Genomic DNA, 14,233 nt, shown 5'->3' with positions numbered 1-14,233 from the left:
ATGCCGTTTTTTTATCTACTATTTAACCAAATAACTAAGTTAGCCTTTAGCGCCTATTTACCCCGCTGCTTCAGGTTCCCCCTAGCGCCTAGCTAAATTCTCACACCTAGTTAAATCCAAGATAATGCGCGCCAATCACCAGTACGCTTGAGACCAGCATCAGCAGCAACATAAAGCGCCATACAAATTTCAGCCAGTTACCCCAATCGACGCGGCATACGCCAAGAGTGGCCATCAAAGACGCTGAAGTAGGTACAATGATATTGGTGAGCCCATCGCCTAATTGAAAGGCCAATACCGCCACTTGGCGCGTCACACCAACGATGTCAGAAAGAGGTGCCATCAGTGGCATAGTCAAGGCAGCCTGCCCTGACCCTGATGTCACAAAAAAGTTGAATACAGATTGAAACAGCAACATAAACCACGCCGAGAGCGCATCAGGCAGATGGCCAATCACCCCGCCAGCACTGTTAAGTACCGTATTTAACACGCTCGGTTCAGTCGGTGCACCGCCGCCAAGGAGCAGTAAAATCCCCGAGGCACATCCCACTAAAAGAGCAGGCTCTAACATGGTTTTAGCGCCGTCCTTAAAACTCTGCGCCACCTTGTTAAGCGTCAATCCATTAAGTTTAAACACACAGCCAATGACGCCAGCTACCATACCCATGGTAAAAAACTGACTGGCAATCTCAGGGATAAACCAAGCTTTTACCACTACGCCCCAAATCACCCATCCCATAGTGAGCACTAACAATGCTAAAACCAGTATATCGCCAAGATTAAAGCGACTCTCTAATGTCGTATTGGCATGATGCTCTCGAAAATAAGCATCGGACTGAAAACTATGGGATAAACTGGGTTGCTGCTGAATGCGATGGGCGTAACGCATAGTAAAGACAATCCCGAGCAAGGTGAATCCAAGCCACATAGGAAAGCGAAACTCACTGCCTGAAAGAACCGGTATTCCCGCAATACCCTGTGCAATCGCCACACTGAAGGGATTCATCCAAGAACTGGCAAAACCAATTTGAGTCGCCACATAGGTCACCATCACAGTGGTGATGCCGTCATAGCCCAAACGGATCATTAATGGGCAGATAATAATGGCAAAAGCTATGGCCTCTTCTCCCATGCCAAACACGGCGCCACCAAGGGAAAACAGCGTAAATATCACCGGAATAAATAACCCGTCATTCCGCAGCTAATTCCAGAATTTAAATAGTGTGATCTGGCGATCAGCTTTTCATAAAAACTACGACACCATCTTGACCGCGATCGACAGTTTTGATCTATTACTGCTATTTGACGGTCTCAAAATATGTCTACCCATCCTGTTATTAAACGCTTAGATCACCTTGGTCTCATTGCCGCCTTTTGTCACGAAATTGGCCTGCCACGGATGATAGATGCCGTTATCCCAAAATATTCTGACCACAATGTTTCTCATGGTGACGCGGTATTGGCCATGCTCCTAAATGGACTTGGCTTTCATAGCAGAACACTGCACATGTTCTCGGACTTTTTTAAGACCAAGCCTGTATCTAAGCTACTCGCCAAAGACATTGAAGCACACCACCTGACTGATGATGTACTAGGCCGCACATTAGATGCTCTATACGAAGCCGATGTCTCAGCGCTCTATCAGGTTATTGCTGAGCGTGTTGTTGATAAACTGGGCTTGACGACCGATTCTGTTCATCTTGATATCACTAGCTTCCACGTTGATGGTGAGTATGCACAAGATGAAAACACCAACGTGATTAAGCTTGTAAGAGGTTATAGTCGGGATCATAGGCCAGAGCTTAACCAAGTCGTGCTTGAACTCATCTGTGAAAACCAAGCAGGTATTCCTGTTTACATGCAAGCACTGAGTGGTAACACCAATGATGCCAAGGCATTCGCTGAAGTCACTAAAAGACACATACATTGCCTAAAAGCCGCGCAAAATAGTCGTTACTTTATCGCTGATGCCGCTTTGTACACCGAAGAAAGCATCTCCTCGCTAGATGAGCAAAATCAAAAATTCATTACCCGTGTCCCCATGACCATCAAGCTCGCAAAACAAGCACTACTTGCGCTAGAGCCAGAGCAATTAAGCACTATCGGTCATGGCTACTCAGGATGTTGGATAGACTCGGATTACGGAAAGGTCAATCAACGTTGGTTGCTCGTTCACAGTGAACAGGCCACCAAGCGGGAAGAAATCACTTTCTTCAAGAACTTAGAGAAAAACATAGCAAAAGAAATCAAAGCGTTGGAAAAGCTAAGTAAAAAACCATTCGCTTGTGAAGTTGACGCAGAATTAGCGTTTAACGATTTCAAGAAACAATGTGACTTACTTGGGTTTGAACAAGGCACTCTCATCAAACAGCCGACTTACTCTCATTCGGGCCGCCCAAAGACAGATGAAGCACCGACAGGATACCAATACTTTATCGAAGCCGCCCCCTTCACCGACCTAGAAAAAGTAAAACTGGCTAAGCTCAAAGTAGGCATGTTTATCCTCGCGACGAATGACACCGACAATGAAGCACTCACCATGGCGGCTCTTCTAGCACATTACAAATCGCAACAAAAAGTCGAGCGCGGCTTCCGTTTTCTAAAAAGCCCTGAGTTTTTAACCTCTTCCATCTTCTTGAAAAAGCCTGAGCGCATTGAAGCGTTGCTAATGATAATGACGTTGAGCTTGCTTGTTTACGCTAGTTTAGAACACAAAATCAGAGAACAACTCGCACAAACCGAAGCGTTCTTCCCAAGTATGGTAAAGAACAAGACGACCTCCAGACCGACGGCACGTTGGGTCTTCTTGCAATTCGAAGGCATAGATACGCTAGAGATTAACGGCCAAAGGTTCATCACTGGACTTCAAGATCACCAAACACAACTACTCAAATTACTCGGTAGATTCTATGAGGTAGTTTATTCCTAAATTAGCTGCGGAATGTCGGATAACTTTTCATTGCCACGGGTTTTATCGATTAACTTTAAGATGCCGTTATCTATGGTGCCTGTGGCCATCACCACCCCAAAAGAGCCGCCAATCACCAGCATGAACATGATCACGCCAATCGCACTGCCCCATTTAGATCCTGAAGTTAGGCCCTCAAAGGCAAAGTTAAAAAAGCCAACCCCGCCCTCGCCTTTAAACAATGCCACAGGTTGCAATTTAGGCTCGCCCGCAGCATCCAATTGATAGGCAAAAGAAGTAGGGTCGACCACCGTCCGCGCTTTATCGACACCATCCGTTAGATAATGCACCTCTTGGGTTTGAAACGACCCGATGGGGATAAAGTAAGTCATTAATCCCGCAAGCAATGCCACAAAAAAGATGATCACTAAGGTATCGGGCATTTGAAATGGTGAGGGAGTGTGTGAAGCGGATGATGCCGGAGCAGTCTGAGCTGCTTCTGTTGGCTGATTCGTCGAAGGTGGAGTCGTCATAGATGCGCCATTTTATGTCAAACGGAAAAGGCCGCACTATAAACTAAAGCGCTTTAAATCAGTATATAAAATCTTCATTAACTTGCATGAATATGCAAAATGGTCACATCTATCACAAACAAGTAATCTGCATAAAAAAGCCTTTGCGGTGAAAAAACAAAAAATGCCCAGTAAAACTGGGCATTTTTTTATGAGCCTAAGGCAAATATCACTCAAAGAGAGACTCACAAACCTAAGTGACTTACTCTCTTGATTACTTTCTCTTAATTACTCCCGATTTCAGATAATAAGTGCGACATTCATGGAAAGGTGTAGAAGAGGAAGCCAACTGCTAAAAGTGGTACGCTCTTCTCGCCAAAGAAACAAGCAGTACTACCATGAATTATCAGCAGTTGACCGAAGGCAGAAGATACCAGATTTCTGCTCTTTTGGAACGGGGGATTTCAGTTTCTGAGATTGCTAAAACCGTTCAGTGCCATCGCTCCACGGTATATCGGGAGCTTAAACGTGGCAGCAAGGGCAGTCATTATTGCCCAAACGAAGCTCAGGTGTTATCACTCAAAAAACGCACATTAGCGCGTAAATACAGAATACCTCAGGAGCGTGTTGATTTTATCCGCCTCCTTTTAGAAGCGGATTGGAGTCCAGAGCAGATTTCCAGTGTATTAACTAAAGTCGGTGCCGCTGTCAGCTATGAGTGGATCTACCGATTTGTTGCGCAGGATAAACGCTCGGGTGGCAAGTTATATCGCCACTTGAGGCAAGGTCACAAGCGGTATCGTCGCGGTAAAAAAGAGAAAGCACCAGCGATCAAAAATGCGGTTTCTATCGATGATAGGCCAAGCATCGTTGACAGTAAGGAGCGATTTGGTGATTGGGAAATCGACACCGTATTAGGCAAGCACGGCACGGGGGCGATGGTGACTATTTTAGAGCGTAAAACATGATTTTACTTGGTGAAGAAAGTGCCATCCAAGTCAGCGGATGATGTCACTAGAGCAACCATAGAGCTACTCATGCCTTACAAGGAGCATGTCCATACCATCACGGCAGATAACGGGAGAGAGTTTGCAGGCCATGAAACCATCGCAAAGGAGTTGGAGGCTGATGTTTACTTTGCCCACCCTTATAGTTCTTGGGAGCGTGGAGCCAATGAGAATGCTAACGGTCTTTTAAGGCAATATGTGAAGAAAGGAACCGACCTAACAACGGTAACAGACAGTGATATTGAATTCGCTTTATCACGGATAAATTATCGACCGAAAAAGTGTTTAGATTTCAAGCAACCAGCGATTGTCTTTAAAGAAATGGTATTGGCTGCTTGATATTGGCGAGTGTCGCACTTCGCAGTTGAATTCGGGCTTAGTCCCTTAATGACTTAGTCTCTTGGCTATTTTTCGCCTTTTCAGTATGCAATGGTGACGCGAAAAAATGAGCCTGATGGGATTTTTGTGGATCGGGTAAGGCAAGTTGTCCTTGCTCAATCCACCAATAGCCGAGGCCAACAATCACGCCGCCGCCGACGATGTTGCCTAAGGTCACAGGAATTAAGTTATTGAATACAAAATTTGTTACCGTTAAATCAGCAAATTGTTCTTGGGTAATACCTAAAGAAGCAAAAAACTCCGGACTTGCCACAGCTTGAATTGTTATCCCAAACGGCACCATAAACAGGTTTGCAATGCTGTGCTCAAAACCGCTACTAACAAACATGGCTACAGGTAGGATCAATAAAATGGCTTTGGTTAGCGATTCTCGGCTGGCGAAGGTCATCCAAATACCAAGACATACCAGCATATTACATAAAATACCTAAGCTAAATGCTTGAATCCATGTATGGTGCAGCTTATGTTGTGAGACCTTTAAAGCATTTAGTCCCCAATTTCCGCCATCAAGCTCATATAAGCCCGCCGCCATAATCAAGCCGACCATTAACATGGCGCCGACAAAGTTGCCTAGGTAAACTCGCGTCCAGCATTTGAGTAACTCACTGGTAGTCACTTGTTTTTGCGCCCAAGCCACACTGCTTAAGACTGAACTAGTGAACAACTCGCCGCCGCAAATCACGACCAAAATTAACCCTAAGCTAAAGGCGATACCGCCCACAAGACGTACTAAGCCCCATGCACTATCGCCCGCGCCCGTGGTGACGGTCAGGTAAAACACAAAGGCTAAAGCAATAAAGGCACCCGCAAATACCGCTAAACCAAAGGATTGCCAAGGCGCCTTAACCACTTTGCTTTTGCCGTAGATTTCGGCTTGGTGATAACAACTAAAATGCGAAGAAACCTGCACAGGCTCATAGCCATTTGATGATGTCTGTGGAGCGTTAGCATGTGAGTCTTTCATAACCTTACTCCCAAACCCGATAAACAAACGCGAACTTGCAACATAGGTCTCTCCTACAGCGCCGAGGCGCAGATCAAACCAATCAAAATTTACATTAAGACTTGCTTAAATGATGACTCACTAAAGTCACGCTTTGTAACATACAAATCGTGTTCGCCGTGAAGCAGAGTTTGCCAAAGCGTGATGTTATTCACAGGTAAAATGTAAAATTTTTGAAGAGGCAAACACAAAAGGTTAATTGGTCATACCAATTTTGTTTGCATTTTGCCAATTTATCACCGCCCATCTAAGCATTATTCACTGACTAGATTAAGCAGATTTAACCTTATACAGAGTGAGTGAAGCATAAGTATCCTTCACTGAGATGGCGGGTTGTTGACTAAGTGCTGTAATCTTTTAAATAGCGGCTCAACAAGAAATCACAGTATTCGAAGCCCGACACAACAATATTCCGCATCAACATCCTTATCTTTAAATGCTTTAGCACCGCCAAGCATTCCGTATAATCAGGCCTTTGTCATCCCAGCTTTACCTGCTCATTGGAGATTAAATCGTAACCATTAAAAATCAATCGATACGGTGATAGCTTTCGCCGGTTAAAAGCGCGACAGTCTGTTAAATAAGCGATAGCTTCAGCCCGCAATGGGCCAACAAAAGCGTGCTTTAATCCTTATTGTGCTAAAAAAATGCTACCTCGCTAGCAAATTTAAGATTAACAGAGTACAAACTCGCCCGTTTAAGATGCGAGACAGTAAGAGCTATGTTAATATGCTTATGGATAATTGGTCTTACCAATTTATAAAAAGAGTTATCGATAGCCGATAATCCACGTTAAACGTATATTTGTCATCTTATCGGGTATCAATAGACAGACACTTGGCGCGATAAACATCCCCAAGTTCCAGTTCCCATCATAGGGCGTCATCTTGAAGGGAGCTTTAATCAGGAAATAGCAATTGGCCTATACTCAACATGGCTTACCCCATGAGCGCCAATGACCTTTATCTCAACCAAAAGGTATTAGTACGATGACCGACAAAACTGAACTGTTTGCCAACGCATGGGAAGGTTTTACCCCTGGCGATTGGAAATCTGAAGTCAATGTACGTGACTTTATTCAACAAAACTATGCTCCCTATGAAGGTGACGAGTCATTCCTAGCCGGTGCCACCGAAGCCACAACCAAGTTGTGGGACAAAGTGATGGAAGGCATCAAGCAAGAAAACCGTACCCATGCGCCAGTTGATTTCGACACTAAGATGGTTTCAACCATCACTTCCCACGACGCGGGTTATATCAATAAAGATTTAGAAACTATCGTTGGTTTACAAACTGATGCGCCGCTCAAACGCGCTATGTTGCCTAACGGTGGTATTCGTATGGTGGAAAGCTCATGCGCCGCCTACGATCGCGTACTAGATGAAGATGTTAAATACATTTATTCAGAACTGCGTAAAACCCATAACCAAGGCGTATTCGACGTCTATACCCCAGAAATCATGGCGTGCCGTAAATCTGGCGTATTAACCGGTTTACCCGACGCCTATGGCCGTGGCCGTATCATCGGTGACTATCGCCGTGTTGCACTTTACGGTATCGACTTCTTAATGAAGGATAAATTCGCCCAGTTCAGCTCACTGCAAGCGCAGTTCGAAGCAGGTGAAGATTTATCTAACGTTATCCAACTACGTGAAGAAATTGCTGAGCAGCACCGCGCACTGGGTCAAATGAAGAAAATGGCCGCAAAATACGGTTTCGATATTTCTCGCCCAGCAACCAATGCTAAAGAAGCGATCCAATGGACTTACTTCGGCTACTTAGCTGCGGTTAAGAGCCAAAACGGCGCAGCCATGTCTTTAGGCCGTACTTCAACGTTCCTGGATATCTATATAGAACGCGATCTGAAAAACGGCGTGATCACTGAGCAACAAGCTCAAGAAATGATTGACCATTTCGTGATGAAACTGCGTATGGTGCGCTTCCTACGTACTCCAGAATACGATGAGTTATTCTCAGGCGATCCAATTTGGGCAACCGAATCTATCGGCGGTATGGGCTTAGATGGCCGTACACTGGTGACCAAATCAAGCTTCCGCTTCTTGAACACGCTATACACCATGGGCCCAAGCCCTGAGCCAAATATCACTGTGCTCTGGTCTGAAAAACTGCCTGTTGGCTTTAAAAAGTACTGCGCAAAAGTGTCTATCGACACCAGCTCAATCCAGTACGAAAACGATGACTTAATGCGTCCAGATTTCCAATCTGACGATTATGCGATCGCTTGCTGCGTGAGCCCAATGGTTGTGGGTAAACACATGCAGTTCTTCGGTGCCCGTGCAAACCTCGCCAAAACCATGTTGTACGCAATTAACGGCGGCGTTGACGAAAAACTGAAAATCCAAATCGCGCCAAAAGCCGACCCAATCACTGACGAAGTGCTGAACTTTGATGATGTGATGAATCGCTTAGACGGTTTAATGGATTGGTTAGCAACGCAATATGTCACAGCACTGAACGCCATTCACTACATGCACGACAAGTACTCCTACGAAGCTGCGCTAATGGCGCTGCACGACAGAGATGTACGTCGCACAATGGCCTGTGGTATCGCAGGGCTTTCAATCGCAGCCGACTCACTGTCAGCCATCAAGTACGCTCAAGTTAAACCTGTACGTGATGAAAATGGCATTGCCGTTGACTTTGAGATCAGCGGTGATTATCCAAAATTTGGTAACAACGACCCACGTGTTGACGATATCGCGTGTGACTTAGTTGAACGTTTTATGGCGAAAATTCGCGACCGTAAAATGTACCGCAACGCGATCCCAACGCAGTCAATTCTGACCATCACCTCAAACGTGGTTTATGGTAAGAAAACCGGTAACACACCAGACGGTCGTCGTTCAGGTGCGCCATTTGCACCGGGTGCAAACCCAATGCATGGCCGTGATGAAAAAGGCGCAATCGCCTCGTTAACCTCAGTGGCTAAACTGCCTTTCGCCCACGCTCAGGACGGTATCTCTTACACCTTCTCTATCGTACCTAATGCCCTAGGTAAAGATGAAGACGGTCGTCGTACCAACTTAGCAGCGTTGATGGACGGATATTTTGCCCACAACAAAGGACACGAAGGCGGTCAACACTTGAACGTGAACGTGATGAACCGTGAAATGCTTGAGGATGCGGTTGTCAACCCAGACAAGTATCCACAACTGACCATTCGTGTTTCTGGTTATGCAGTTCGCTTCAACTCACTGACTCCAGAACAGCAACAAGATGTGATCACGCGTACGTTCACAAAAGGTCTGTAAGCTAAATTAGGTAAGGCTGTAGTACAATGTGCTACAGCCTCACTTATTTCAACAGGAGTCACAATGGCAGTTACCGGTCGGATCCACTCAGTGGAATCCTTTGGCACAGTGGATGGTCCAGGCATACGGTTTATCACCTTTATGCAGGGCTGTTTAATGCGCTGCCAATATTGCCACAACCGTGATACTTGGGATCTCGATGGCGGTAAGGAAGTGCAAGTCGACGAGTTAATGAGCCAAATCATTAGCTACCGCCCCTTCCTCGATGCCAGCAACGGCGGCGTCACCGCTAGCGGCGGCGAAGCCATATTACAAGCGGAGTTTGTCGCCGAACTCTTTAAAGCCTGTAAAAAAGAAGGCATTCATACCTGTTTAGATACTAATGGCTTTGTGCGTAAGTACACGCCAGTGATTGATGAGCTACTCGATAATACCGATCTGGTATTGCTCGATATCAAACAGATGAATGACGATAAACACATTGAACTAACCAAGGTTAGCAACCACAGAACGCTGCAATTTGCCGAGTACCTCGCCAAACGCAATCAGCCAACTTGGATACGTTATGTGGTCGTGGGTGGATTTACTGATGATGAAGCCTCGGCATTACAACTGGCCGAATTTATCAAACCCATGAAGAATATTGAAAAAGTAGAACTCCTGCCCTACCACGAGCTTGGTAAACACAAGTGGGAAGCGATGGGAGAAAGCTATCAACTCGATGGTGTCGCACCACCTAGTCGCGAAACCATGGAAAAAATTAAAGCCGTGTTTAGCTCACAGGGGATTAACGCGGCATATTAAGCGCCAAAGGAGGCTTAAAGCTCCTCCCAATAACTGGCATCTAAGCGCTCAAAGGCTATTTTTAAGATGAGCGCCATATCAAGGTAACACGCCTTAGCGCCCAAGGATTGGCAATGAATGCCCATGGCAGACAATTTCGCACTCAACTGATTACTCCAGTCGAACAGCGATAACGGTAATGGATGGCGCGCACGCAAGCCTAGCCATAACAAGCCCTGCAATGGCAGGCTGATAAAAAACAACGCGATAGTGAGTGCTTGGGGTAAAAATCCCCAACCATAGGTATAGAGCTGACTCACGCTCGCTAAAATTGCCAATACTGGCATCACCAGAATGGCAAGCTGAGTGGCGCGTACCACCCGATACTCAGGAAAATACAAACCCAGTTGTCTAACCATAGGCCACGTCTTCATATAACGACGACCGTCACCTAAGGTTTTGAGAATATTGAGACTCAATTTTAGACACCTACTACAGAGGAATACTGCTTTTACCATAGCACAATCTGGCACTACGCCCCAAGACTGTGATGGCAAATTACTCGCGTGTTCCCAAGATTTTGAATCGTTAACTTAAACACAATGGCAAAAGGTTTACACATGTCTAATAAACTGGTTTTAGTACTCAATTGCGGTAGCTCTTCACTCAAATTTGCCGTCATTGACGCGCAAACAGGTGACGATCAGATCTCTGGCCTAGCCGAGTGTTTTGGCTTAGAAGACTCGCGCATTAAATGGAAAATCAACGGTGAAAAACATGAGTCCTCTTTAGGTGCATTCACCGCTCACCGTGAAGCCGTTGAATTTATCGTCAATAAAATCCTCGCGGGTCAACCTGAATTAGCCGCACAAATTCAAGCCGTAGGTCACCGTATCGTACACGGTGGAGAAAAGTTCACCCGCTCTGTGATCATCGACGAGCATGTGATCAAAGGTATTGAAGAATGTTCTTCACTGGCACCGCTGCATAACCCTGCGCACCTTATCGGTATTCGCGCTGCCATTGCGTCTTTCCCTAAACTGCCCCAAGTGGCGGTGTTCGATACTGCGTTCCACCAAAGCATGCCAGAGCGCGCTTTCATCTACGCCCTGCCATACAAATTGTACCGTGAGCACGGTATCCGCCGTTATGGCATGCACGGCACTAGCCACCTGTTTGTCAGCCGTGAAGCCGCTAAAGTGTTGAACAAGCCTTTAGAAGAAACCAATGTGATCTGCGCGCACTTAGGTAACGGTGCCTCTGTGACGGCGGTTAAAGGCGGCAAGAGCGTTGATACCTCAATGGGACTGACGCCGCTTGAAGGCTTAGTCATGGGCACACGCTGTGGCGATCTCGACCCATCGATCATCTACCACTTAGTACACCAACTCGGTTACACGCTGGAAGAAGCCAACAACCTGATGAACAAGCAAAGTGGTCTGCTGGGGATTTCTGAACTGACTAACGACTGCCGTGGCATCGAAGAAGGTTATGCCGATGGCCATAAAGGTGCAACCTTAGCACTGGAGATTTTCTGCTACCGTCTAGCGAAATATATCGCATCTTACACTGTGCCGCTCGGTCGTTTAGATGCAGTAGTCTTTACTGGCGGTATCGGCGAAAACTCCGATATTATCCGCGAGAAAGTGCTCAACATGCTGCAAATCTTTAATTTCCATGTTGATAGCGAGCGCAACAAAGCGGCACGCTTCGGTAAAAAAGGCATTATCACCGCCGACAACAGTACTGTCGCTATGGTCATCCCAACCAACGAAGAGTGGGTTATCGCCGAAGATTCAATTAAACTCATTAGTAAATAATAAGACTCATTAAGCCGTTTGCGTCGTCAAACGGCTTTATTATTAGTGATCTACAACTAAACAAACACAAGCAAATCCGCAGAGACTACTCTGCCAAAAACCATCGAACTTAGAGGTTTTTATGTCTCGAAATATTATGTTAATCCCCATAGGCACAGGAGTCGGCCTGACCTCCTTAAGCCTTGGTATGGTGCGCGCCTTAGAGCGCCACGGGGTAAAAGTCCAATTCTTTAAGCCTATTTCACAGCTTCGTCCGAATGATAACGGTCCAGAACGCTCAACCACGATTTTAAGCAAATCGCCAACGGTTAATCCGTTAGAGCCCTTCGATATGGCCCATGCTGAAGCGTTGATCCGCGCCGATCAAACCGATGTGCTGATGGAGCAAATCATCGCCCGCGCCGCAGAATGCGCCAGCAACACCGAAACCCTGATTGTTGAAGGTCTGGTGCCTACCCGCAACCATCCCTTTGCCGATGACGTTAACTACGCTATCGCTAAAGCCATGGATGCTGACGTGATTTTCATTGCCACTCCTGGCAGTGATACTCCAACAGGGTTAATGAATCGCCTCGAAATTGCCTACAACTCTTGGGGTGGCAAAAACAACAAACGTCTGATTGGTGCCGTGATCAACAAGATTGGTGCACCGGTGGACGATGAAGGTCGTGCACGCCCTGACTTATCAGAAGTGTTTGATCATCAAGGTGTACAACGCTCTGATGCCTCTATCATGTTCCAACTGCCGGGTAAGAGCCCACTGCGCATTTTAGGTAGCGTGCCTTACAACCTAGACTTAGTCGCACCACGCGCCTCTGATTTAGCTAAACACTTACGCGCACGGATTCTTAATGCCGGTGAGATGAATATTCGCCGTCTACGTAAAGTCACCTTCTGTGCTCGCAGCTTACCTAATATGGTCAACCATATTAAGACAGACTCTTTACTGGTGACTTCTGGCGATCGCTCCGATGTGATCGTATCTGCGTGTCTTGCCGCCATGAACGGCGTGAAGATTGGTGCCCTGCTGCTGACTGGCAGTTACGAGCCTGAGCCAGAGATCCTTAAACTCTGTGAACAAGCTTTTGAGACAGGTTTACCGGTTTTCCTGATTGATACCAATACTTGGCAAACCTCATTAAATATCCAACGCTTCGACCATGAAGTGCCAGTGGATGATGCCGTTCGTATCGACTTAGTGCAGGAATATGTCGCCAGCCATATCGACCAAACGTGGATTGAGAGCGTCACGAAAAACTCTCCGCGGGAACATCGCCTGTCACCACCAGCGTTCCGTTACAAGCTAACCGAGCTTGCCCGTGCCGCCCACAAAACCGTGGTGCTGCCTGAAGGTGATGAACCTCGTACGATCAAAGCCGCGGCCATTTGTGCTGAACGTGGTATCGCGCGTTGCGTGCTATTAGGTAAAAAAGATGAAATTCTGCGTATAGCGGCTCAGCAAGATGTCGTGCTGGGTGAAGGCGTTGTTATTGTCGACCCCGATGAAGTACGTGATCGCTATGTAGAGCCAATGTTGGATCTACGCCGTAGTAAAGGCTTAACCGAAGTCGTTGCCAAAGAGCAGTTAGAAGACAACATGGTGCTAGGCACTATGATGCTGGCACAAGACGAAGTCGATGGCATTGTCTCTGGTGCGGTTAACACCACCGCCAACACCATTCGTCCACCGCTGCAATTGATCAAAACAGCCCCAGGCTCGAGCCTTGTTTCTTCCATCTTCTTTATGTTGATGCCGGATCAAGTGCTGGTTTACGGTGACTGCGCGATTAATCCCGATCCTAATGCCGAACAACTGGCCGATATCGCGATTCAATCGGCAGAATCTGCTAAGGCCTTTGGTATCGAGCCAAGAGTGGCGATGATCAGCTACTCAACGGGTAACTCAGGTACTGGTTCAGATGTGGATAAAGTACGTGAAGCCACCCGTATCGCCAAAGAAAAACGTCCTGATCTGGTTATTGACGGTCCACTGCAATATGACGCGGCCGTTATGCCAAACGTGGCTCGCTCTAAGGCACCTAACAGCCCTGTAGCAGGTCAAGCCACTGTGTTTGTGTTCCCCGATCTCAACACGGGTAACACTACCTACAAGGCTGTACAACGTAGTGCTGACCTGATCAGTATTGGCCCAATGCTACAAGGCATGCGTAAACCTGTGAACGACTTATCCCGCGGTGCGTTAGTGGATGACATCGTCTACACTATCGCCCTCACTGCAATTCAAGCGTCACAAAACGATGCTAAAAAATCGTAAATTGAGCTAACAACACGCTCAACCTAAAAGCACTGACTTGTTCAGTGCTTTTTTATTTCCAGAGGCAAATAGTCGCAAAATAGACAGCATTAAACGCTTAAATTAAAGCCAAAATACGGTGAAAATGTTGCTGATGAAAAACTAATGCTGTGAATAGACTGGAAAGTTTTATAAAAATATCCACAAGGAAAGGCCAGAAATAAGGCTTAACAGAAAGGCGTCACTTTTTAACCAGCCAATAAAGCGCTAGAGTA

At 46.4% G+C, this 14,233-nt stretch carries 7 protein-coding genes and 3 pseudogenes; 6 read left to right on the top strand and 4 right to left on the bottom strand.

What is annotated here, in order from left to right; translation table 11 throughout:
* Positions 1–106: 106 nt before the first annotated feature.
* Positions 107–1,195, bottom strand: a pseudogene (gene yfcC / locus CEQ32_RS01940) (putative basic amino acid antiporter YfcC); the annotation flags it as partial.
* A gap of 123 nt (positions 1,196–1,318) precedes the next feature.
* Here yfcC and CEQ32_RS01935 point away from each other — a divergent pair.
* Complete coding sequence (locus CEQ32_RS01935) at positions 1,319–2,929, top strand: IS1634-like element ISSpu7 family transposase (RefSeq protein ID WP_011787758.1); 1,611 nt, start codon at positions 1,319–1,321, stop codon at positions 2,927–2,929.
* A 20-nt stretch (positions 2,930–2,949) separates the two neighbouring features.
* Here the strand turns inward: CEQ32_RS01935 and CEQ32_RS01930 are convergent.
* Positions 2,950–3,441: pseudogene (locus tag CEQ32_RS01930) on the bottom strand (hypothetical protein); the annotation flags it as partial.
* Positions 3,442–3,818: 377 nt separating this feature from the next.
* Between CEQ32_RS01930 and CEQ32_RS01925 the strand changes: the two are divergent.
* A pseudogene (locus CEQ32_RS01925) lies at positions 3,819–4,766 on the top strand (IS30 family transposase).
* Between the two features lie 37 nt (positions 4,767–4,803).
* On the opposite strand, the gene focA reads toward CEQ32_RS01925, so the two are convergent.
* Positions 4,804–5,790, bottom strand: coding sequence for a formate transporter FocA (focA, locus tag CEQ32_RS01920; protein WP_037426738.1), 987 nt, complete (start codon positions 5,788–5,790; stop codon positions 4,804–4,806).
* A gap of 1,028 nt (positions 5,791–6,818) precedes the next feature.
* Here focA and pflB point away from each other — a divergent pair.
* Positions 6,819–9,101 carry a formate C-acetyltransferase gene (gene pflB / locus CEQ32_RS01915; protein ID WP_088585424.1) on the top strand — a complete coding sequence of 761 codons (2,283 nt, stop codon included), beginning with the start codon at positions 6,819–6,821 and terminating at the stop codon, positions 9,099–9,101.
* 63 nt (positions 9,102–9,164) lie between these two features.
* Positions 9,165–9,905 (top strand): pyruvate formate lyase 1-activating protein, encoded by a 741-nt coding sequence (pflA, locus tag CEQ32_RS01910; RefSeq protein ID WP_037419790.1) that lies wholly within the window; start codon positions 9,165–9,167, stop codon positions 9,903–9,905.
* A gap of 14 nt (positions 9,906–9,919) precedes the next feature.
* Here the strand turns inward: pflA and yfbV are convergent, their stop codons facing one another.
* Entirely contained in the window at positions 9,920–10,363 is a 444-nt protein-coding gene (gene yfbV, locus CEQ32_RS01905; RefSeq protein ID WP_088585423.1) for a terminus macrodomain insulation protein YfbV, read from the bottom strand.
* A gap of 141 nt (positions 10,364–10,504) precedes the next feature.
* Here yfbV and ackA point away from each other — a divergent pair, with 141 nt between their 5' ends.
* The gene (ackA, locus tag CEQ32_RS01900; RefSeq protein ID WP_088585422.1) at positions 10,505–11,704 is read left to right on the top strand and encodes an acetate kinase; all 1,200 of its coding nucleotides are present in this window, start codon (positions 10,505–10,507) and stop codon (positions 11,702–11,704) included.
* 121 nt (positions 11,705–11,825) lie between these two features.
* Positions 11,826–13,979 (top strand): phosphate acetyltransferase, encoded by a 2,154-nt coding sequence (pta, locus tag CEQ32_RS01895; protein WP_037419786.1) that lies wholly within the window; start codon positions 11,826–11,828, stop codon positions 13,977–13,979.
* Positions 13,980–14,233: the final 254 nt, after the last annotated feature.

The sequence above is a fragment of the Shewanella sp. FDAARGOS_354 genome (assembly GCF_002209245.2).
GTDB lineage: Bacteria > Pseudomonadota > Gammaproteobacteria > Enterobacterales > Shewanellaceae > Shewanella > Shewanella xiamenensis.
This window is presented reverse-complemented; position numbering and strand designations above follow the sequence as displayed.

Coding starts and splice junctions, on each gene's coding strand:
- CEQ32_RS01935 (WP_011787758.1), top strand. CDS start 1,319: ATGTCTACCCATCCTGTTATTAAACGCTTAGATCACCTTGGTCTCATT.
- focA (WP_037426738.1), bottom strand. CDS start 5,790: ATGAAAGACTCACATGCTAACGCTCCACAGACATCATCAAATGGCTAT.
- pflB (WP_088585424.1), top strand. CDS start 6,819: ATGACCGACAAAACTGAACTGTTTGCCAACGCATGGGAAGGTTTTACC.
- pflA (WP_037419790.1), top strand. CDS start 9,165: ATGGCAGTTACCGGTCGGATCCACTCAGTGGAATCCTTTGGCACAGTG.
- ackA (WP_088585422.1), top strand. CDS start 10,505: ATGTCTAATAAACTGGTTTTAGTACTCAATTGCGGTAGCTCTTCACTC.
- pta (WP_037419786.1), top strand. CDS start 11,826: ATGTCTCGAAATATTATGTTAATCCCCATAGGCACAGGAGTCGGCCTG.